We start from the raw sequence: 21,430 nt of genomic DNA, 5'->3' as shown, positions 1-21,430 counted from the left end.
GCCCGAAACCCCGGCGCCCACTGCGGCCCCGGCCGCACCCGCTGCGCCTGCGGCCCCCGCACCCCAGCCGGTGGCATCACCCGCTGGCGTGGCGCCCGGGCCGCTGCCCTTGCCCGCCGTGCCGCCGCCCGATCCGCTGGCGCGCGCGCACCAGCTGCACCTGCTGCACCCGCTCATCGACGCCCTGGCCAGCCTGACGCTGCCCCAGCCCGTGCTGGGCGAGGCCGTGCTGGCGGTGGCGCCGGGCACGCGCCGCGTCGGCTCCAAACCCTTTGCGCTCGAAGGCTGGAACCTGACCACCCAGGCCTGGGAACGCCCGCAGGCCGGCCACCGCTACGCGGCGCTGCAGGCCGGCGTGCAGCTGGCCAACCACAGCGGCCCGCTCAACGAGATCGAATTCTCCGAATTCCAGCTCAAGGTCGAGCAACTGGCGCACGCGCTGGGCGCCCAAGTCGATGGGCCCGACATGATGCACGAGGTCGAACGCGCGCGCGAACTCGACCACTTTGCCCTGCAGCACGGCGCCCAGCTCATGTTTGCCCTGCGCGCCAACCACGCCGCCTGGAGCGTGACCTACCTCACCCAGCAGGCGGCGCAGCTGGGCTTTGTGCACGGTCCCGTGCCGGGCCAGCTGGTGTTGCCGGGGCTGGAATTTGGCAGCGCGCCGGTGCTGGTGCTCGAATTCCCGTCCGAGGCCGCGCTGGTGGACGACCCCGAACAAGAAGCCCTGACCGAATTTGCCCTGCTGCTGGATGTGCCGCACGTGCCGCGCAGCGAATACCCCTTCGAGCACCTGTACGACACCCTCGTCACGCTGGCGCAGCACATGGACGGCACCGTCACCGACGTGGACGGCCAGCCGCTGGCGCAAGAGGTGATGGACCAGATCGGCGTCGATCTGGAGCGGCTCTACGCCGCGCTGGCGCAGCGCCAGTTCGAGGCCGGCTCAGCGCTGGCGCGGCGCCTGTTCAGCTGAAAGCCTGCCTTCAGGCGCGCAGGTAGCCGCCCTCGCGCAAGGCCAGCACCGTTTGTGTGGCAGCGCCGGGCAGGGCGTCGAGCACGCTGGTGATGGTGGCGCTGTCCTGGCCCACGGCGGCCTTCTCCAGCAACGCCGCCAGGCGCGCCACCTCGGTGGCCCCCATGTTGGACGAACCGCCCTTGAGCGCGTGCGCCAGCTTGCCCAGCTGCGCGGTGTCGGCGCTGGCCCAGCAGGCCAGGATGCCCTGCACATCGGCCTGCACCTGGTCGGCGTAAATCTGGGTGATGTCCAGCAAATCATCGCCCAGCAGCTCCTGCAAGGTCTGCAGGGCGCCGGTGTCGAGCAGGATCGTCATGGTGAATGGGCCTCGGGTGGATGCGGTGAAACGAAAATCTTAAGACAATTCGGCCCGGCCGCATGGGAGACATGGCGTTTTTTCTCCCATGGCCGCTGCCAGGGTGGTGCGTCATAATATCGGGGCCCCTCTTTTTTTCCTTCTATGCTTGCCGCTCCTTCCAAAAACGCCCACCTGCTGATTGTTGACGACGACCACCCCACTCGCATGCTGCTGCGCGGCGTACTGGGGCGCCAAGGCTACCAGATCAGCGAGGCGGCCAACGGGCTGGAGGCGCTGCAGCGCATCGCCGAACAGCGTCCCGACCTGGTGCTGCTCGACGTGATGATGCCCGAGCTCGACGGCTACGGCACCTGCGCGCGCATCCGCGAACAGGACGCCGACGACAACCTGCCCATCATCATGCTGACCGGGGCCGAGGACATTGCCGCCATCGACCTGGCCTTCAACGCCGGCGCCACCGACTTCATCACCAAGCCCATCAACTGGCCGCTGCTCACGCAGCGCGTGCGCTACGCCCTGCGCACCGGCGCGCTCAACCGCCAGGTGCGCGAGAACCGCATGCGCGAGGCCTCGGTGCGCCGCATTGCGGGCCTGGGCTTCTGGGGCTGGGACCTGTCCACTGGCGAGCTGCAGTGGAGCCAGGAGCTGCTCACGCTGACCGGCATTGCCCCGGCGGCGGTGGCCAGCGTGGCGTCCCTGACCGCGCGGCTGCACCCCGACGACCGCCCGCGCCTGCTGCAGGCGTTCGAGATGGCGCAGGCGGTGGGCGCGCGCATCGAGCTCGAGCTGCGTCTGCAGACCGACTCCCCCGCCATCCAGCCCGCCGAACGCATCGTGCACCTGATCGGCGAGCGCGGCCAGCAAGGCCAGGAGGCCGAGCGCGTGTACGGCGCGTTCCAGGACGTGACCGCCAGCCGCCAGACCGCCGCGCTGGTCGATTTCCTGGCCCTGCACGATGAATTGACCGGATTGGGCAACCGCCGCCTGTTCCTGCAGCAGGTCAACCGCGCGCTGCAGCAGGCCCACAGCAACGCCACCCCCGTGACGGCGCTGGTGGGCTGCATTGACCTGGTGCGCTTCAAGCGCTTCAACGACAGCATGGGCAACAGCAACGCCGACAAGCTGCTGACCCTGCTGGCGCAGCGCCTGCGCGTGTACGCCACCGGCGGCAGCGAGGTGGCGCGCATTGGCGGCGACGAATTTGCGGTGCTGCTGCTGGCCCCGTCCGAGGCCGATGCCGAAGCGCGCTTCCAGCACCTGGTGGACGCGCTGGCCTTGCCGTTCAAGGTCGATGCGCACGAGGTGTTCATCACCTGTTCCGCCGGGGTGGCGCTACACCCGCAGCACGGCAGCAACGCCGAACAGCTGTTGCAGCAGGCCCAGGAGGCCCAGCGCCTGGCGCGCTCGCAGGGCCGCAGCTGGATGACCGCCAGCCTGGACGCCGAAGACGCCGGGCGCATGCGTGCCGCGCTGGAGCTGGAACGCGCCTTGCGCCGCGCGCTGGACAACGACCAGTTCTTCCTGGTCTACCAGCCGCAGATGGACCTGACCCACGGCAAGATCGTTGGCGTCGAGGCGCTGCTGCGCTGGCGCCACCCGGTGCATGGCGTGGTGCCGCCGGTGCGTTTCATCCCGCTGCTGGAGGACCTGGGCCTCATCAACCCGGTGGGCGAATGGGTGCTGCGCGAGGCCTGCCAGCAGGCCGCACGCTGGGTGGCCCAGGGCCTGCCGCTGCGGGTGGGCGTCAACCTGTCGCCGCGCCAGTTCCTGGACCCTCACCTGTTTGACATTGTGCTGGACGCGGCGCAGCAAGCCCAGGTGGCACCGGGCCTGATCGAGCTGGAAATCACCGAAAGCCTGGCGATCCAGGACCTCGACCACTCGATCCAGCTGCTGCGGCGTTTCCGCGACGCGGGCTTCAAGGTGGCGGTGGACGACTTTGGCATCGGCTACTCGTCGCTGGAGTACCTGCTGCGCTTCCCGCTGGATGTGATCAAGATCGACCGCGCCTTCATCACCGACATCACCGCCACGCAGGCCGACCGCGCCATCGTGCGCGCCGTCACGGTCATGGGCCAGTCCCTGGGGCTGCAGGTGATTGCCGAAGGGGTGGAAACCCAGCGCCAGTGCGACTTTCTGGAGGCGCTGGGCGTGTCCGAGGTGCAGGGCTACCTGATAGGCAAGCCCATGCCCGCCGACGAGCTGGAGCAGCTGGCGCGCTCGTTCACCCGCCCGCACTGAGTCCAAACGGCCCGCCCAGGCTGGGCCGTGGCGTCAGGCAATGTCGCCGGCGTGGATGCCGAACACGCCCCGGCGCCGGTCGTCAAAGTAGCGTTGCAGCGTCTCGCGCACGGTGCGAAACGCCAGCTCCTCCCACGGAATCTCGTGTTCGTGGAACAGGCGCGCCTCCTGCGTCTCGAAGCCCGGGTCAAACTGCGGGCTCAACAGCCGCGCGCGGTAGTAGAAATGCACCTGGCTCACGCGCGTGACGTTGAGCACCGTGAACAGCCCTTCGAGCGCAATCTCGGCCCCGGCTTCCTCCTGGGTCTCGCGCACGGCGCCTTCGGCGGTGGTTTCGCCCAGTTCCATGAAGCCGGCCGGCAGCGTCCACTTGCCAAAACAGGGCTCGATGTTGCGCTTGCGCAGCAGCACCTGCTCGCCCTGCGGGCCCCAGTAGGGCACGGTGCCCACCACGTTGAGCGGGTTTTCGTAGTGGATGGTGCCGCACAGCGGGCAGATGGCGCGGATTTTGGTGTCACCGTCGTCGGGCACGCGGTGCTCCACCGGGGTGCCGCAGGCGCGGCAATGTTTGATGAGCGATCGATGCATGACCAAAGTGTAGGCCATCTGGCGTGCCCTGTCCGGGGGCCGACTTCTATAATGCAAAATGGCAAAATCGTGCTACACGGCACCTTCAAGATGTATTTCACCTGCTTTTTTTCCGCTGATGCCGCCGTTGCGCGCGGCCGTTTCCTGTGGCCTCTGGGCTGGCGTGGCCAGGCGGGGGTTCACCCATGAGCGCCGGCATTGGCTGGGGCGAGGCCGCCTTCCTCGGCCTGATCCAGGGCCTGACCGAGTTCCTGCCCGTGTCGTCCAGCGCGCACCTGCGCATCATCGGGCCGCTGCTGCCGTCGGGGGGCGACCCAGGCGCGGCCTTCACCGCCATCACCCAGATCGGCACCGAGGCGGCGGTGCTGCTGTATTTCCGGCACGACATCTGGCGCATCCTGCAGGCCTGGTTCCGTTCCCTGACCCAGCCCGAATGGCGCCGCAGCCCCGACGCGCGCATGGGCTGGCTGATCCTGATCGGCACGCTGCCCATTGGCATTCTGGGCCTGCTGCTCAAGGACGCGATCGAGGGCTCGCTGCGCAACCTCTACATCACCGCCACCATGCTGATCGTGTTTGGCCTGGTGCTGGCGCTGGCCGAACGCTGGGGCGCACGCGGGCGCCAGCGGCTGGAGCTGCAACAGCTGAGCTGGCGCGATGGCCTGCTGTTTGGCTTGGCGCAGGCCATGGCGCTGATTCCGGGTGTGTCGCGCTCGGGCGGCACCATCAGCGCGGGCCTGTTCATGGGCTACAGCCGCGAGGCGGCGGCGCGCTACTCCTTCCTGCTGGCCATTCCGGCGGTGCTGGCCTCGGGCGGCTACCAGCTGTTGCGCAGCTGGCAGCACGGCAGCGCCGTCGCGCCCGGCCCCACCGTCTTGGCCACGCTGGTGGCGTTTGGCGTGGGTTATGGCGTGATCGTGTGGTTTTTGCGCCTGGTGTCCACGCGCGGTTACATGCCGTTTGTGTACTACCGCATCGGGCTGGGGGCGCTGGTGCTGGTGCTGCTGGGCACCGGCACGCTGAGTGCGCTATAACCCTTTGGTGTTTATAGATTTGGAAACGTAATGGAAATTGCCATACTGCTGGCCTTGATCGTGCTCAACGGCGTGTTCGCCATGTCGGAGATTGCGCTGGTGACCGCGCGCAAGGCCCGCCTGCAAAAGCTCATTGACGAGGGCGACCGCTCGGCCGCCGCCGCTGTCAAGCTGGGCGAGGATCCGACGCGCTTCCTGTCCACCATCCAAATCGGCATCACCTCCATCGGCGTGCTCAACGGCATTGTGGGCGAAGCGGCGCTGGCCCAGCCCCTGAGCGTGTGGCTGCTGACCCTGGGTTTGCCCGAATCCGCCGCGCAAGTCACGGCCACCGCCCTGGTGGTGGTGCTCATCACCTACTTTTCGATCGTGGTGGGCGAACTGGTGCCCAAACGCATTGGCCAGTCCAACCCCGAAACCCTGGCCCGGCTGGTGGCGCGTCCGATCGACCTGCTGGCCATTGCCACCAAGCCCTTCGTGTTGCTGCTGTCGGCCTCCACCAAGGGGCTGCTGCGCCTGCTGGGCGTGCAGCAAAACAGCGGCAGCAGCGTGACCGAGGAGGAAATCCACGCCATGCTGGAGGAGGGCACCAGCGCCGGCGTGATCGAATCGCACGAGCACACCATGGTGCGCAACGTGTTCCGCCTGGACGACCGCCAGATCGGTTCGCTGATGGTGCCGCGCAGCGACGTGGTGACGCTGGACCTGGAGCTGTCGTTCGAGGAGAACATGGCCCGCGTCGAGGCCTCCGACCACCCGCGCTACCCCGTGGTGCTGGGCGACCTGAACAATGTGGTCGGCATCGTCAACGCGCGGCGCTGGCTGTCGCAGGCCCTGCGTGGCGAGCTGCGCGAGCTGGCCCAGCAGCCGCTGCAGGAGCCGCTGTACGTGCCCGAGACCATCACCGGCATGGAGCTGCTGGACAACTTCCGCTCCTCCGACGAGCACATGGCCTTCGTCATCGACGAGTACGGCGAGATCCAGGGCATCGTCACCCTGCACGACCTGATCGAGGCCATCACCGGCGAATTCCGCCCGCGCGATCCGCACACCTCATGGGCGGTGCAGCGCGAGGACGGCAGCTGGCTGCTCGACGGCCTGATCCCGGTGCCCGAGCTCAAGGACCGCCTGGGCCTGGACAGCGTGCCCGACGAGGAACGTGGCCGCTACCACACCCTCAGCGGCATGATGATGCTGCTGACCGGGCGCCTGCCGCGCGTGGCCGACAGCGTGAGCTGGGAAGGCTGGCAGCTCGAGATCGTGGACATGGATGGCCGCATCATCGACAAGGTGCTGGCCACCCGCCTGTGCGAAGCCACCCCCGCGCCCGCCACCGGCACTGAAAAAGACGCCTGACACACCTGGTGCGCTGGGGCTATGATGGCCATTTTTTCACGACACCCATGACTCCTCCCATCCGGCGCCTGACGGCAGGCGCGGTGCAAACCATGCTGGCCGACGGCGCCTGGCCCGTTGGCGTCAAGGCCCTGTTTACCCTGCGCGGCGGTGGCGCCTCGCCCGCTCCGTTCGACAGCTGGAACCTGGGCGACCACGTGGGCGATGACTTTGCCTGCGTACAGGCCAACCGCCAGCTGCTGGCGCAGCGTCTGGCGGCGCAGCCGGTGTTCCTGCGCCAGGTGCATGGCACCGACGTGGTGCGCCTGACCCCCGACACCCCCGCTGGCCTGGTGGCCGACGCCTGCTGGAGCGACAGCCCCGGCGTGGCCTGCACCATCATGGTGGCCGACTGCCTGCCACTGCTGTTCAGCGCCGCCGATGGCAGCAGTGTCGCCGCTGCGCACGCGGGCTGGCGCGGGTTGGTGGGCGAGGACGGCCACGGTGTGCTGGAGTCGCTGTTCGCACAGTGGCCCGCCGCACAGACGCCGGTGCAGCGCGCGGGCCTCAAGGTTTGGCTGGGGCCGTGCATCGGGCCGCAGTCGTTCGAGGTCGGGGCCGAGGTGCGCGCCGCCTTCCTGGCCGCCCAGCCCGAGGCCGACAGCTGCTTTCAGCCGCTGCCCGTGGCCCCGGACGGCACGCAGAAATACCGGGCCGACCTGCGGGCGCTGGCCCAGCAACGCCTGTGTGCGCTCGGTGTGCAGCACATCAGCGGCAACGACGGCAGCCTGCCCTGGTGTACCGTGCAGCAGGCGTCACGGTTCTTTTCGCACCGGCGCGACGCCCGCCGCCTGGGCAGCACCGGGCGCATGGCCGCCTGCATCTGGCGCACCTGAATCTGCCGCCGGGGCCGCTGAGTCCACGGGCTGGTCCGCCGTTGCAGCCGCCGGCTCGGGTGCTTGTGTGGCCTGCTGCTGGCGCTCTTTGCGCCGCAAAGGTGTGCCCATCAGGTAAATCACCAACCCGACTGGCACAAAACCGTAAAGAAACAGCGTCACAATAGCACCCAGCACGCTGCCGCCGCTGTGCAGGGCTTCTGCCACCGCCATCATCACGGCCACGTACAACCAGCCAATCACAATCAGATACATTTATACAACCGTCATCAAGTCGTCATTGCAGCACATGGCGGGCCTGCCCTGGGCAGGTGCCGGACGCGGTGGCATTTAACTACAAATTGGAGAACACATGAGCATGGATACCTCTTCCTGGATGCAATCGGCCCAGGAATTTCAGAAAAACGCCATGCAGCAGTTGCAGCAACTGTTGCAGGGCACCCCGCTGTCGGCACCGCCGATGTGCAACTTTGGCGTGCCGGTGGGCGCGGCGGGCAACCTCAACGAGCTGTTGAGCAAGGTGGCGGGTACCACCGTCAAGGTCGAGCAGGCCAAGCTGACCGAAATCCAGGCCGAGTACCTGAAGGAACTGGCCGCGCTGTGGAACCAGGGTCTGCAAGTCAAGCCGCCGCAAAAAGACCGCCGCTTCTCGGGCGAGGCCTGGGAGAAGAACCCCATGTCGGCGTACTCCGCTGCGCTGTACCTGCTCAATGCACGCAGCCTGATGGCGTTGGCCGAGGCGGTGGAAGGTGATGCCAAGACCCAGGCCCGCGTCGCCTTTGCGGTGCAGCAGTGGATTGATGCCAGCGCCCCGAGCAACTTTTTGGCATTGAACGCCGACGCGCAAAAGAAAGCCCTCGACACCAAAGGCCAGAGCATCGCCCAAGGCATCAAGAACCTGCTGCAAGACATGCAGCAAGGCTTTATCTCGATGACCGACTACAGCGCGTTTGATGTGGGCCACAACATCGCCAACACCGAAGGCGCGGTGGTCTATGAGAACGACCTGTTCCAGCTCATCGAGTACAAGCCCCTGACCGGCAAGGTGTACGAGCGCCCGTTCCTGATGGTGCCGCCGTCCATCAACAAGTTCTACATCCTGGACCTGCAGCCCGAGAACTCCTTCATCCGCTACGCGGTGGAGCAGGGTCAGCACACTTTTGTGGTGAGCTGGCGCAATGCCGACCAGTCGTGTGCGCACAAAACGTGGGACAACTACATCGAAGACGGCGTGATTCGCGCCATCGACACCGTGCGCGAGATCACCGGTGCCGACACCATCAACACGCTGGGCTTCTGCGTGGGCGGCACCATGCTGGGCACCGTGCTGGCGGTGCTGGCCGCACGCGGCGACACATCGGTCAACAGCGCCACTTTCCTGACCACGCTGCTCGATTTCACCGACTCCGGCGTCATCAACGTCTTCATCGACGAGACCTCGGTCAAGTTCCGCGAGATGCAGTTTGCCCACGGCGGCCTGCTGCCGGGCCGCGACCTGGCCACCACCTTCAGCTTCCTGCGCCCCAACGACCTGGTGTGGAACTACGTGGTGGGCAACTACCTCAAGGGCGAGACCCCGCCTCCGTTCGACCTGCTGTACTGGAACAGCGACAGCACCAACCTGCCCGGCCCGTACTACGCCTGGTATCTGCGCAACGCCTACCTCGAGAACAACCTCATCAAGCCCGGCAAGCTCACCGTGTGCGGTGAGAAGCTCGACTTCAGCCAAGTCAAGCTGCCGGTGTACCTGTACGGCTCGCGCGAGGATCACATCGTGCCGATCGGCGGCGCCTACGCCTCCACGCAAGTGCTGCCCGGCCCCAAGCGTTTTGTGATGGGGGCTTCTGGCCACATCGCTGGCGTGATCAACCCCGCCAGCAAAGGCAAGCGTTGCCATTGGATTGCGCCCGACAACAGCTTCCCCGTGGACGTGAACGACTGGATTGCCAGCGCCACCGAGCACAAAGGCAGTTGGTGGACCGACTGGAGCAATTGGCTCAAGGCCCAATCGGGCAAACAGGTGGCCGCGCCCAAGGGCTACGGCAACGGCAAGTTCGCGGTGATCGAGCCCGCACCGGGCCGCTACGTCAAGGCCAAGGCCTGAGCCGTCGCTCAAACGCAAAAAAACTGACAACAGTCTGACGCCCGGCGGTAACGCTGGGTTATCATTTCCGCAAAGAATTTCGTTTCATCCACAACAGAGGAGTCACTCATGGAAGATATCGTCATCGTCGCCGCCGCCCGCACCGCCGTGGGCAAGTTTGGTGGCAGCCTGGCCAAGGTGCCGGCGCCCGAACTGGGCGCCACCGTCATCAAGGCGCTGCTGGAACGCACCGGCGTGGCCGCCGACCAGATCGGTGAAGTCATCATGGGCCAGGTGCTGGCCGCTGGCGCAGGCCAAAACCCGGCCCGCCAGGCCATGATGAAGGCTGGCATTGCCAAGGAAACCCCGGCCCTGACCATCAACGCCGTCTGCGGCTCGGGCCTCAAGGCCGTGATGCTGGCCGCGCAGGCCGTGGCCTGGGGCGACAGCGAGATCGTCATCGCCGGTGGCCAGGAAAACATGTCGGCCAGCGGCCATGTGGTGCCGGGTAGCCGTGACGGCCAGCGCATGGGCGACTGGAAGATGGTGGACACCATGATCCACGACGGCCTGACCGACGCCTACGCCAAGTACCACATGGGCATCACCGCCGAGAACGTGGCCAAGGAATTCGGCATCACCCGCGAGGCACAGGACGCGCTGGCGCTGGCCAGCCAGCAAAAGGCCGCTGCCGCACAGGACGCGGGCAAGTTTGCCGACGAAATTGTGCCGGTCGTGATCCCGCAGCGCAAGGGCGATCCGGTGGTGTTTGCAGCCGACGAGTTCATCAACAAGAAGACCAACGCCGACAGCCTGGCTGGCCTCAAGCCCGCCTTTGATAAGGCTGGCAGCGTGACCGCTGGCAACGCCTCCGGCATCAACGACGGCGCCGCCGCCGTGATGGTGATGAAGGCCAGCAAGGCCGCCGCGCTGGGCCTCAAGCCGCTGGCCACCATCAAGAGCTTTGGCACCACCGGTCTGGACCCGGCCATCATGGGCATGGGCCCGGTGTCCGCATCCAAGAAGGCGCTGGAACGCGCCGGCTGGAGCGTGGGCGACGTCGATCTGTTCGAGCTGAACGAAGCCTTTGCCGCACAAGCCTGCGCCGTGAACCAGGAACTGGGCGCTGACCCGGCCAAGGTCAACGTCAACGGTGGCGCCATCGCCATTGGCCACCCGATCGGTGCGTCCGGCTGCCGCATCCTGGTCACGCTGCTGCACGAAATGCAGCGCCAGGACGCCAAGAAGGGCCTGGCCGCTCTGTGCATCGGTGGCGGCATGGGCGTGGCCCTGGCCGTGGAACGCTGATTTCCTCTCACAACACACAACAACTCATTTCAACAGGAGCAAACATGAGTCAAAAAGTAGCTTACGTCACCGGCGGCATGGGTGGCATCGGTACCGCCATCTGCCAACGCCTGCACAAGGACGGCTTCAAGGTCATCGCCGGTTGCGGCCCGACCCGCGACTACCAGAAGTGGCTGGACGAGCAAAAGGCGCTGGGCTACACCTTCTACGCCTCCGTCGGTAACGTGGCCGACTGGGACTCCACCGTCGAAGCCTTCACCAAGGCCAAGGCCGAGCACGGCGTGATTGACGTGCTGGTGAACAACGCCGGCATTACCAAGGACCGCATGTTCCTGAAGATGACCCGCGAAGACTGGTCTGCCGTGATGAGCACCAACCTGGACTCCATGTTCAACGTCACCAAGCAAGTGGTGCCGGACATGGTGGAAAAGGGCTGGGGCCGCATCGTCAACATCTCGTCGGTGAACGGTGAGAAGGGCCAGGCCGGTCAGACCAACTACTCCGCCGCCAAGGCCGGCATGCACGGCTTCTCGATGGCGCTGGCGCAAGAGCTGGCCACCAAGGGCGTGACCGTCAACACCGTCAGCCCGGGCTACATCGGCACCGACATGGTCAACGCCATCCGTCCGGACGTGCTGGAAAAGATCGTGGCCACTGTGCCGGTCAAGCGCCTGGGCAAGCCCAGCGAAATCGCTTCCATCATCGCCTGGCTGGCCAGCGAAGAGGGCGGCTACGCCACCGGCGCCGACTTCTCGGTCAACGGCGGCCTGCACATGGGCTAATGCTGCACCATCGGCTGGCCCGTCGGGCGGGCCGGTGTAGCTTTGTTGCCTTGCAAGACCACACCCTGCCACACGGCACGGTGTGGTTTTTTTCAGCTGCCGATGCGGAATACCTGCACCAGCTCCGACAGCCGCACCGCCTGGTCCTTCATCTGGATGGCCGAGGCAGAACTCTTTTCCACCAGCGCCGCGTTCTGCTGCGTCATCTGGTCCAGGTGCGTCACGGCGGTGTTGATCTGGCTGATGCCCTGCGCCTGTTCCAGCGACGACTTGGACAAGTCGCCGATGATGCTTTGCACGCGCTGCACGTTGTGCACGATCTCGCCCATGGTGCTGCCCGCGCGCGACACCAGCTCCGACCCCACCGCGGCCTTGGACACGCTGGTCTGGATCAGCTCCTTGATCTCCTTGGCCGCCTGCGCGCTGCGCTGGGCCAGGGTGCGCACCTCCGAGGCCACCACCGCAAAGCCCCGGCCCTGCTCGCCGGCGCGTGCGGCCTCCACCGCCGCGTTGAGCGCCAGGATGTTGGTCTGGAATGCGATGCTGTCGATCACGCCAATGATGTCGTTGATCTGGCGCGAGGAGGCGTTGATCTCTTCCATCGTCTGCACCACTTGGCCCATCACCTCGCCGCCTTGCTGGGCGCTCTGGCTGGCCACGTTGGCCACCGTGCTGGCCTGGTGGGCCGATTCGGCGGCTTGCTGGATGGACTCGGAGATCTCTTCCATGCTGGCGGCGGTTTCCTCCAGGTTGCACGCGGTCTGTTCGGTGCGCTCGCTCATGTCGCGGTCGCCAGTGGCAATTTCCTGGCTGATGCGGGCGATGCCGTCGGCGCTGTGGCGCACACCGGCAATGGTGTTGCGCAGCTGCACGATGGTGGCGTTGAACGCCGAGGCCACGTTGGTGCTGCCACCGCCCTGGGCGGGTTGGCCCGGCACCGACGCCATCAGGTCGCCAGCGGCCAGCGCCGCCATGGCGGTGCGCAGCTCGGACGGTTCGGCCCCCAGCTCACGGTGCAGGGTGCGCAGCAGCGAGGCCGCAAAAAAGCCCGCCGTCAGCAAGGCGGCCAGTGCAATCGCCACCGAGGCCAGCTTGAGCTGTGCCACCGCCGACTGCCCGGCCTGGAAGGCGTTCTGGGCCACCTGGTGGTGCCGCTCAATCTGTTCCAGCAGCAGCTTGCGCAGGGCGCGCCAGGCCGGCGTTTCGGCGTTGATCAGCAGTTGGCTGGCGCCCTGGGGGTCAGTGGCGACCAGCCGCAGCACCTCCTGCTGCTGTGCGCCGTGGCTGCCGCGCAGGCGCGCCACCTCCTGCGCAGCAGCGGCCAGCGCCGGGGTGGTGCCCGCCAGCGTCTGCAGCTGCTGCTGTGCCTGGGCAAACCGCTCCTGCGACGCCTTGAAGTTGGCGTGCCCCTGCTGGTTTTGCGGCTCCAGCACAATGTTGCGCAGGGCTTGCCCCATCTGCAGGCCCTGGGTGTACATGTCGCGCAGCAGGTTTTCCTGCGCGTTGTAGATCTCAATGTGGTGGCGGTATTCCTGCTGCGAGCGCTGCACCGTCCAGGCCAGCAGCGCAATGGCCAGCACAAAGGTCAGCGACGGCACGCCAATGCACAGCAGCAGTTTGTTCTTGAACGACACGCAAAATTCTCCTGAACGTTGTTTGGGTACAGCTTGAATCGACCCGTACCCTGTAGGGTGTTATGACGTTGGAAATGTAGCACCGTGTGCAGGATTTTCAGGCCGTTTTGCGGCATTATCCGGGGCCCTGTAACCCAGCCAGATGCCCGGCCCGCTGCCGTACTGTCAGGCCGCGTTGTGCCGAAAATACCGGATCCAGAACCCTACCGAAAGATACCTCATGAGCCTGAGCGAAGTTGTTGAATACACAGGGAGAGTCCCGAAAAGTTCCGAATGGACGTTGGCTGTGGCGCCCATGCTGGATTGGTCCGACAAACACTGCCGCTACCTGCACCGTCTGCTGTCGCAGCACACCCGGCTCTACACCGAGATGGTCACCACCGGCGCGCTGCTGCACGGCGACCCGCGTCGGCATTTGCGCCACGATGAAACCGAACATCCGGTGGCGTTGCAGTTGGGTGGCAGCGAGCCCGCCGATTTGGCACATTGCGCCAAGCTGGGCCAGGCGTGGGGTTACGACGAGATCAACCTCAACTGCGGCTGCCCCAGCGACCGCGTGCAGCGCGGCGCGTTCGGCGCTTGCCTCATGAACGAGCCGCGCCTGGTGGCCGACGGCGTGAAGGCCATGCGCGATGTGGTGGATGTGCCCGTCACGGTCAAGCACCGCATCGGCATCGACAAGGTGGAAAGCTACGACTTTGTGCGCGACTTTGTGGGCACGGTGGCCGATGCGGGTTGCGGGGTGTTCATCGTCCATGCACGCAACGCCTGGTTGCAGGGTCTTAGCCCCAAGGAAAACCGCGAGATTCCGCCGCTGCGCTACGAGCTGGCCTACCGCCTGAAGCGGGATTTTCCGCACCTGGTCATCAGCGTCAACGGTGGCATCAAGACCAATGCCCAGATCGCCGCGCACTTGCAGCAGGTGGATGGCGTCATGGTGGGGCGCGAGGCCTACTACAACCCATGGTTGCTGACCACTTGGGATGAGGCCTTTTATGATGCTGCTCCCAGCACCATCACGCACGACGAGGTAGAGGCCGCTATGGTGGCTTACATGGAGCGCGAGGCGGTGGAAGATGGCACGCCGTGGTACGCCATTGCGCGCCACATGCTGGGTTTGCGTCACGGCCAGCGCGGTGCGCGGCGCTGGCGGCAGGTGTGGAGCAACCACAAGCTCAAGCCTTTGCCACCGCGCGAGGTGTGGGCGATGGCGCGCGCCGTGTACGAAGAGGACAACCGCCTTCCGACGGAATAGGCCTCAGGTGGCGGCTTGCAGGCCGTTGCTGAAGTGGGTTTTGACGGCTTGCACCGCCGCTGCTGTATCGCGGGCCAACAGCGCCGCCAGAATGGTTTCGTGCTCCTTGAGCGATTCCTGCATCCGCCCCGACTTGAGCAGCGAGCTGTGCCGGTTGAGTTTCATGACTTTGCGCAGGTCGGCCACGGTTTGCTGCCGCCAGCGGTTGCCCGCCAGTTCCAGCAATCGCCGGTGAAAGTGCTCGTTGAGCGTAAAGAAGCGTTCGCGTGATCCAATGGGCTCTGGCTGGGCTGCTTGTTGCAGTTCGTGGTGCAAGGTCTGCAATTCGGCCAATTCGGTGGTGCTGGCACGTTGGCAAGCCACCCCGGCGGCATCGGATTCGAGCAAAGCCAGCAATTCGTAAACTTCACGCAAGTCTTGTTCGGATACTTCGGTCACGTAAGCACCGCGCCGTACTTTCATCGTCACCAGCCCTTCGGCGGCCAGCACTTTCAGGGCTTCGCGCAACGGGGTACGGCTGATGCCAAATTCTTCGGCAATCCTGAGTTCATCAATCCAGCTGCCCGGCGGCAGTTCGCGGTTGAAGATGCGCTGGCGCAGCAGTTCGGCCACTTGTTGGTACAGCGCGCGCGGGGTCAGGGTCACAGCAGACATAGGTGGTTCAGGACGTTCTGAGGTGGCCAATTGTAAGGGGAGGCAAAATTCTGCATTCATAATTATGAATGATGTAGAATTTCCTGCGTTACAAGCTTTCACACCACAGGTACCGTTTATGTCGTCTGAATTCAAGCCCGCTACCCTGGCCGATTGGGAACAAGCCGCACTCAAATCTGTCAAGGGCGGTTCGCTGGACTCGCTCAACTGGGTCACGCCCGACGGTATCACGGTCAAGCCGTTGTACACCGCAGCCGATACCCAAGATTTGCCGTACACCAACACGCTGCCGGGTTTGGAGCCGTTCATCCGCGGCCCGCAGGCCACCATGTACGCGGTGCGTCCGTGGACGATCCGCCAGTACGCGGGTTTTTCGACCGCTGAGGAGTCCAACGCGTTCTACCGCAAGGCGTTGGCTGCGGGTGGGCAAGGCGTGTCGGTGGCGTTTGACTTGGCCACGCACCGGGGTTACGACTCCGACCACCCGCGCGTGACGGGCGATGTGGGCAAGGCGGGTGTGGCCATCGACAGCGTGGAAGACATGAAGGTGTTGTTCGACGGCATTCCGTTGGACAAGGTGTCGGTGTCCATGACGATGAACGGTGCCGTGCTGCCGGTGCTGGCGGGCTACGTGGTGGCCGCCGAGGAGCAGGGTGTCAGTCAAGACAAGCTCAGTGGCACGATCCAGAACGACATCCTCAAGGAGTTCATGGTTCGCAACACCTACATTTACCCACCCGAGCCGTCGATGAAGATCATCGGTGACATCATCGAGTACACGGCCAAGAACATGCCGAAGTTCAACTCGATCTCGATTTCGGGTTACCACATGCAGGAAGCCGGTGCCAACCAGGCGCTGGAAATGGCCTTCACGCTGGCCGATGGCAAGGAGTACGTCAAAACCGCGATTGCCAAGGGCATGGACGTGGACGACTTTGCGGGCCGCCTGAGCTTCTTCTGGGCGGTGGGCATGAACTTTTACTTGGAAATTGCCAAGATGCGCGCGGCCCGTCTGCTGTGGACGCGCATCATGAAGGGCTTTAACGCCAAGAACCCCAAGAGCCTGATGCTGCGCACGCACAGCCAGACCAGCGGCTGGAGCCTGACCGAGCAAGACCCGTACAACAACGTGGTGCGTACCACCATCGAAGCGATGGCGGCGGTGTTTGGTGGCACCCAGTCGTTGCACACCAATTCGCTGGACGAAGCGATTGCGCTGCCGACCGAATTCAGCGCCCGCATTGCGCGCAACACCCAGCTCATCATTCAGGAAGAGACCCACATCACCAACGTGGTGGATCCGTGGGCCGGTTCCTATTTGATGGAAAGCCTGACCCAGGAAATGGCCGACAAGGCCTGGGCCATCATCGAGGAAGTGGACGCGATGGGCGGCATGACCAAAGCCGTCGATTCTGGTTGGGCCAAGCTCAAGATCGAAGCCGCTGCCGCCGAGAAGCAAGCCCGCATCGATTCCGGCAAAGACGTGATCGTGGGGGTCAACAAGTACAAGCTGGCCAAAGAAGACCCCATCGATATTTTGGACGTGGACAACGTGAAGGTGCGCGATGGCCAGATCGCACGTCTGCAAGCCATCAAGGCCAGCCGCGACAGCGCTGCCGTGCAAGCCGCGCTGGAGGCACTGACCGCCGCTGCCGAATCGGGCGAGGGCAACCTGCTCGATCTGTCCATCAAGGCCATCCGCTTGCGCGCCACCGTGGGCGAGGTGTCGGATGCGTTGGAAAAAGTGTACGGTCGCCACCGTGCCGATACGCAAAAGGTGACGGGTGTGTACGCTGCCGCTTACGATTCCGCCGCAGGCTGGGAACAACTGCAAAAAGAAATTGCCGAATTTGCCGAGGCGCAAGGCCGTCGTCCGCGCGTGATGATCGCCAAGCTGGGGCAAGATGGCCATGACCGGGGCGCCAAGGTGGTGGCCACCGCATTTGCCGACTTGGGCTTTGACGTGGACATGGGCCCACTGTTCCAAACGCCCGAGGAATGCGCCCGCCAAGCCATCGAGAACGACGTACACGCCGTGGGCGTGTCCACCTTGGCCGCAGGTCACAAGACGCTGGTGCCCGCCATCATTGCCGAACTGAAAAAGCAGGGTGCGGACGACATCATTGTGTTCGTGGGCGGCGTGATTCCGCGCCAGGATTACGACATGCTGTACGAAGCGGGTGTCAAGGGTGTGTACGGCCCCGGCACCCCCATTCCCGCCAGCGCCAAGGACGTGCTGGAGCAAATCAAGAAGGCCGTCGGGTGACACCCGCTGCGTTGCTTGAAGGCCTGGTGCGGGGCAGCGCGCCGGTGCAGCGCCGCGCGATGGCCAAAGCCATCACGTTGCTGGAGTCCACCCGCAGCGACCACCGTTTGCAAGCCGATGAGTTGCTGACCGCGTTGTTGCCGCACACGGGCCGCGCTTTGCGTTTGGGCATCAGCGGTGTGCCAGGGGTGGGCAAGTCCACCTTCATTGAGGCGCTGGGGCTGTACCTGATTGCCCAAGGGCACCGCGTGGCGGTGCTGGCGGTGGATCCGTCGTCCAGCGTGTCGGGGGGCTCTATTCTGGGTGACAAGACGCGCATGGAGCACTTGTCTGTCCACGAGCAGGCCTACATCCGCCCCAGCCCCAGCAGTGGCACTTTGGGTGGTGTGGCCGAAAAAACCCGCGAGGCCATGTTGGTGTGCGAAGCGGCGGGCTACGATGTGGTGATTGTCGAAACCGTGGGCGTGGGCCAGAGCGAAACCGCCGTGGCCAACATGACCGACATGTTTTGCCTGCTGCAATTGCCCAATGCGGGCGATGACTTGCAAGCCATCAAAAAAGGCGTGATGGAGCTGGCCGATCTGGTCGTCATCAACAAGGCGGACATCGACCCCGATGCCGCCATGCGTGCGCAGGCGCAAATCACCTCCAGCTTGCGCCTGCTGGGCATGCACGGCCAGCACGACCACACCCCGCACGATGTGCCGTTGTGGCAGCCGCAGGTGATGCAAATCAGCGCATTGCACGGGCAGGGCGTGGACGCTTTCTGGCAACATGTGTGTACCTTCCGCCACGCCCAGACCGTTCATGGCCGTTTTGAGGCCAAACGCCAGCAGCAGGCACGTGCCTGGATGTGGGAGCGCATTGAAGCGGGGCTGAAACAACGCTTCCGTGCCCACCCGGCGGTGCGCGCGGCACTGGATACCACGACCCAGCAAGTGCTGGCCGGGCAGGTGCCCGCTTCCACCGCCGCACGCCAGCTGCTGGAGCTTTTTAACTGAGTGACCGATTTTTCCCGGAGACAAGACCATGCACGAAATCCTGCAACAACTGGAACAAAAGCGCGAAGCTGCGCGCTTGGGTGGCGGCCAGAAACGCATCGCAGCCCAACACGCCAAAGGCAAGCTGACGGCGCGTGAACGCCTGGAGCTGCTGTTTGACGAAGGCACCTTTGAAGAATGGGACATGTTCGTTGAGCACCGCTGCAACGACTTTGGCATGGCCGACAACAAGATCCCGGGCGACGGTGTGGTCACGGGCTATGGCATGATCAATGGCCGCTTGGCCTTTGCCTTCAGCCAAGATTTCACCGTGTTTGGTGGTGCGCTGTCGGAAGCCCACGCCGAAAAAATCTGCAAGGTGATGGACCAGGCCATGAAGGTGGGCGCACCGGTGATCGGCCTCAACGATTCGGGCGGAGCGCGGATTCAGGAAGGTGTGGCATCGCTGGGCGGTTACGCCGACGTGTTCCAACGCAACGTGATGGCCAGCGGTGTGGTGCCGCAAATTTCCATGATCATGGGCCCGTGCGCGGGGGGGGGCCGTGTATTCCCCGGCCATGACCGACTTTATTTTCATGGTCAAGGATTCGAGCTACATGTTCGTGACCGGCCCCGAAGTGGTCAAGACCGTGACGCACGAGGAAGTGACCGCCGAAGAGTTGGGCGGTGCCATTACCCACAGCACTCGCAGCGGTGTGGCCGATTTGGCGTTTGAAAACGATGTGGAAGCGTTGCTGATGCTGCGCCGCCTCTACAACTACCTGCCGCTCAACAACAAAGAAAAAGCCCCGGTGCGCCCCGGCACCGACCCGATTGAGCGTGCCGAGCTGAGTCTGGACACTTTGGTGCCCGACAACCCGAACAAGCCCTACGACATGAAAGAGCTGATCGTCAAGACTGTGGACGACGGTGACTTTTTTGAGCTGCAACCCGATTACGCGGGCAACATCCTCATCGGTTTTGCGCGCATGGGCGGGCAAACCGTGGGCATTGTGGCCAACCAGCCGCTGGTGCTGGCGGGCTGTTTGGACATCAAATCGTCCATCAAGGCCGCGCGTTTTGTGCGCTTTTGCGATGCGTTCAACATTCCGGTGGTCACGTTTGTGGACGTGCCGGGTTTCATGCCCGGTACCAGCCAAGAATACGGCGGCATCATCAAGCACGGTGCCAAGTTGCTGTACGCCTACGCCGAATGCACGGTGCCTAAAATCACCGTCATCACCCGCAAGGCCTACGGCGGCGCTTACGACGTGATGAGCTCCAAGCATTTGCGCGGCGACGTGAACTTGGCTTGGCCCAACGCTGAAATTGCGGTGATGGGGGCCAAGGGTGCGGTGGAAATCATCTTCCGCGAAGAAAAGAAAGACCCGGCCAAGCTGGCCGAGCGCGAGGCCGAGTACAAGTCCCGCTTTGCCAACCCGTTTGTGGCGGGCGCGCGTGGCTTCATTGACGACGTGATCCTGCCGCACGAAACTCGTAAGCGCATTTGCCGCAGCTTGGTCATGCTCAAAGATAAACAGCTGGACAACCCGTGGCGCAAGCACGGCAACATTCCGCTCTGATGCGCTGACACCCGCCACCGCCGCCCATGAACTCCACCGTCTGGCGCCTCTTCAATCTGCGTCAGGATCAGGACGATCCTGACGCGATTGATGCCGACATCCGCGCGGGCGCCCGCCCGGTGGGGGCCAACCTGTGGGTGCTGTTCTTTGCCATCCTGATCGCCTCGGTCGGGCTCAACGTCAACTCGACGGCGGTGATTGTCGGCGCGATGCTGATCTCGCCACTCATGGGCCCGATCCTGGCCATAGGCTACGGCGCTGCGGTGCAGGACTTGCAGCTGATTCGCCAAGGCGCGCGCGCCCTGGGCATCTTCACGCTGATCAGCCTGGTCACATCGACGCTGTACTTTGCCCTCAGTCCGCTGGACCAGCCCGGTTCCGAGCTGCTGGCGCGCACCAGCCCGACCCTGTGGGACGTGCTGATTGCCGCCTTTGGCGGAGCCGCTGGCATGATTGCCGCCACCCGCAAGGCGGTGAACAACGTGGTGCCGGGCGTGGCGATTGCCACCGCGCTCATGCCGCCGCTGTGCACGGCGGGCTTTGGGCTGGCGCATGGCCGTTGGGAGATGTTTGGCGGTGCGGCCTACCTGTTCCTCATCAACAGCGTCTTCATTGCCGCTGCCACGCTGGCCATCTCCAAGGCGTTGCACCTGCGCCGCCGGGGCAGTGTCAACCTGGCCACGCGGCGCCTGCACCGCATCGTCATCGTGATCGGCATCACCTGCGTCATGGCGCCCAGCGTCTGGCTGGGCTACCGCTTTGTGCAGCAGGAGTTCTTTACCCGTGGCGTGTCGCGCGTGGCCCAGCAGATCGAGAGCGATCCTACGTTCAATGTGGTGTCGTACCGCGTGGACGCCAAGCAGCGCACGCTGCGCCTGACGCTGGTAGGCGGCTTTGACGAGGCCCGGTTGCGTCCGGTGCTGCAGGCCTTGCTGTCGCGCGAGGGGCTGGGCAACACCCGCATCGAGCTGCGGCGTGCGGGTGATGCGCCGGTGGACCTGGGCCAGTTGCGCCGCCAGTTCCACGAAGACGTGAACCAGACCATCCTGCAGCAGCTGCAGGTGAGCGACAAGAAGATCCAGCACCTGGAGGCCGCCGTGCAGCAGGTGCGCGATGCCGCCGCCGAACAGGCTCTGGCCCAGGCCCAGGCTGCGGCACAGCCACCCCAGGTGGACGTGCTGGCGCTGCGCCGCGAGATGCAGGCCCAGCAGCCTCAGGTGGCGTCGGTGACGCTTGCCTTTGGTGCCCGCGCCACCGACGACACCACCGCCACCAGCGACGATGCAGTGGTGCTGGTCGAGACCACCCGCGCGCTGAGTGCCACGCAGCGCGCCAGCCTGCAACGCTGGCTGCAGGCGCGCCTGGAGCGCGAGCAAGTGCGCCTGCTGGAACAAGTGATTCCCAGAAAAGGCAGGCGGGGCTGAAGGCCCGCACCTGACCCCAAAGACCCAACC

16 protein-coding genes and 1 pseudogene are annotated in these 21,430 nt (G+C 64.9%); 13 read left to right on the top strand and 4 right to left on the bottom strand.

The annotated features are described in order from the left end of the window. Positions 1–976, top strand: a 976-nt coding sequence (locus CON76_RS01280; protein WP_145995289.1) for a cell division protein ZipA C-terminal FtsZ-binding domain-containing protein, incomplete at its 5' end; no start/stop codon positions are given. A gap of 10 nt (positions 977–986) precedes the next feature. Here CON76_RS01280 and CON76_RS01275 read toward each other — a convergent pair. Then, positions 987–1,334 carry an Hpt domain-containing protein gene (locus CON76_RS01275; RefSeq protein ID WP_101101307.1) on the bottom strand — a complete coding sequence of 116 codons (348 nt, stop codon included), beginning with the start codon at positions 1,332–1,334 and terminating at the stop codon, positions 987–989. A 144-nt stretch (positions 1,335–1,478) separates the two neighbouring features. Here CON76_RS01275 and CON76_RS01270 point away from each other — a divergent pair, with 144 nt between their 5' ends. Next, positions 1,479–3,578 carry a putative bifunctional diguanylate cyclase/phosphodiesterase gene (locus CON76_RS01270; protein ID WP_101101305.1) on the top strand — a complete coding sequence of 700 codons (2,100 nt, stop codon included), beginning with the start codon at positions 1,479–1,481 and terminating at the stop codon, positions 3,576–3,578. Positions 3,579–3,611: 33 nt separating this feature from the next. On the opposite strand, the gene CON76_RS01265 is transcribed toward CON76_RS01270, so the two are convergent. Further along, on the bottom strand, positions 3,612–4,184 hold the full coding sequence (locus CON76_RS01265) for an NUDIX hydrolase (protein ID WP_240592704.1): 573 nt from the start codon (positions 4,182–4,184) through the stop codon (positions 3,612–3,614). A 167-nt stretch (positions 4,185–4,351) separates the two neighbouring features. Here CON76_RS01265 and CON76_RS01260 point away from each other — a divergent pair, with 167 nt between their 5' ends. The 6 genes from CON76_RS01260 to phbB all read left to right on the top strand — a co-directional run bounded on the left by CON76_RS01260 (position 4,352) and on the right by phbB (position 11,604). Further along, positions 4,352–5,200, top strand: coding sequence for an undecaprenyl-diphosphate phosphatase (locus CON76_RS01260; RefSeq protein WP_101101301.1), 849 nt, complete (start codon positions 4,352–4,354; stop codon positions 5,198–5,200). A 30-nt stretch (positions 5,201–5,230) separates the two neighbouring features. Beyond that, positions 5,231–6,556 carry a hemolysin family protein gene (locus CON76_RS01255; RefSeq protein WP_101101299.1) on the top strand — a complete coding sequence of 442 codons (1,326 nt, stop codon included), beginning with the start codon at positions 5,231–5,233 and terminating at the stop codon, positions 6,554–6,556. Between the two features lie 47 nt (positions 6,557–6,603). Then, on the top strand, positions 6,604–7,431 hold the full coding sequence (gene pgeF / locus CON76_RS01250) for a peptidoglycan editing factor PgeF (protein WP_338063667.1): 828 nt from the start codon (positions 6,604–6,606) through the stop codon (positions 7,429–7,431). Between the two features lie 352 nt (positions 7,432–7,783). Continuing rightward, complete coding sequence (locus tag CON76_RS01240) at positions 7,784–9,535, top strand: PHA/PHB synthase family protein (RefSeq protein WP_420812875.1); 1,752 nt, start codon at positions 7,784–7,786, stop codon at positions 9,533–9,535. A gap of 108 nt (positions 9,536–9,643) precedes the next feature. Then, complete coding sequence (locus CON76_RS01235; RefSeq protein WP_101101295.1) at positions 9,644–10,822, top strand: acetyl-CoA C-acetyltransferase; 1,179 nt, start codon at positions 9,644–9,646, stop codon at positions 10,820–10,822. 44 nt (positions 10,823–10,866) lie between these two features. After that, entirely contained in the window at positions 10,867–11,604 is a 738-nt protein-coding gene (gene phbB, locus CON76_RS01230) for an acetoacetyl-CoA reductase (RefSeq protein ID WP_101101293.1), read from the top strand. A gap of 92 nt (positions 11,605–11,696) precedes the next feature. Here the strand turns inward: phbB and CON76_RS01225 are convergent, their stop codons facing one another. Beyond that, positions 11,697–13,238 carry a methyl-accepting chemotaxis protein gene (locus CON76_RS01225; RefSeq protein ID WP_101101291.1) on the bottom strand — a complete coding sequence of 514 codons (1,542 nt, stop codon included), beginning with the start codon at positions 13,236–13,238 and terminating at the stop codon, positions 11,697–11,699. 220 nt (positions 13,239–13,458) lie between these two features. Between CON76_RS01225 and dusA the strand changes: the two genes are divergently transcribed. Continuing rightward, on the top strand, positions 13,459–14,493 hold the full coding sequence (dusA, locus tag CON76_RS01220) for a tRNA dihydrouridine(20/20a) synthase DusA (RefSeq protein ID WP_101101323.1): 1,035 nt from the start codon (positions 13,459–13,461) through the stop codon (positions 14,491–14,493). A 3-nt stretch (positions 14,494–14,496) separates the two neighbouring features. Here dusA and CON76_RS01215 read toward each other — a convergent pair whose 3' ends face one another. Continuing rightward, on the bottom strand, positions 14,497–15,147 hold the full coding sequence (locus CON76_RS01215; protein ID WP_101101289.1) for a GntR family transcriptional regulator: 651 nt from the start codon (positions 15,145–15,147) through the stop codon (positions 14,497–14,499). A 118-nt stretch (positions 15,148–15,265) separates the two neighbouring features. Here CON76_RS01215 and scpA point away from each other — a divergent pair, with 118 nt between their 5' ends. The 4 genes and pseudogenes from scpA (at position 15,266) to CON76_RS01195 (ending at position 21,400) form a co-directional block, all read left to right on the top strand. Continuing rightward, complete coding sequence (scpA, locus tag CON76_RS01210; protein ID WP_101101287.1) at positions 15,266–17,413, top strand: methylmalonyl-CoA mutase; 2,148 nt, start codon at positions 15,266–15,268, stop codon at positions 17,411–17,413. Then, positions 17,410–18,414 (top strand): methylmalonyl Co-A mutase-associated GTPase MeaB, encoded by a 1,005-nt coding sequence (gene meaB, locus CON76_RS01205; protein ID WP_101101286.1) that lies wholly within the window; start codon positions 17,410–17,412, stop codon positions 18,412–18,414. The genes scpA and meaB overlap by 4 nt, the downstream gene beginning before the upstream one ends. Positions 18,415–18,442: 28 nt before the next feature. Further along, positions 18,443–19,976 (top strand): annotated as a pseudogene (locus tag CON76_RS01200) (acyl-CoA carboxylase subunit beta). A gap of 26 nt (positions 19,977–20,002) precedes the next feature. Further along, complete coding sequence (locus CON76_RS01195; RefSeq protein ID WP_101101283.1) at positions 20,003–21,400, top strand: DUF389 domain-containing protein; 1,398 nt, start codon at positions 20,003–20,005, stop codon at positions 21,398–21,400. The last annotated feature ends 30 nt before the right edge of the window (positions 21,401–21,430 follow it).

Source organism: Macromonas bipunctata (genome assembly GCF_002837135.1).
Lineage (GTDB): Bacteria > Pseudomonadota > Gammaproteobacteria > Burkholderiales > Burkholderiaceae_C > Macromonas_A > Macromonas_A bipunctata.
The sequence above is the reverse complement of the archived record's forward strand: the minus strand, read 5'-3'. Positions and strand labels throughout refer to the sequence as shown.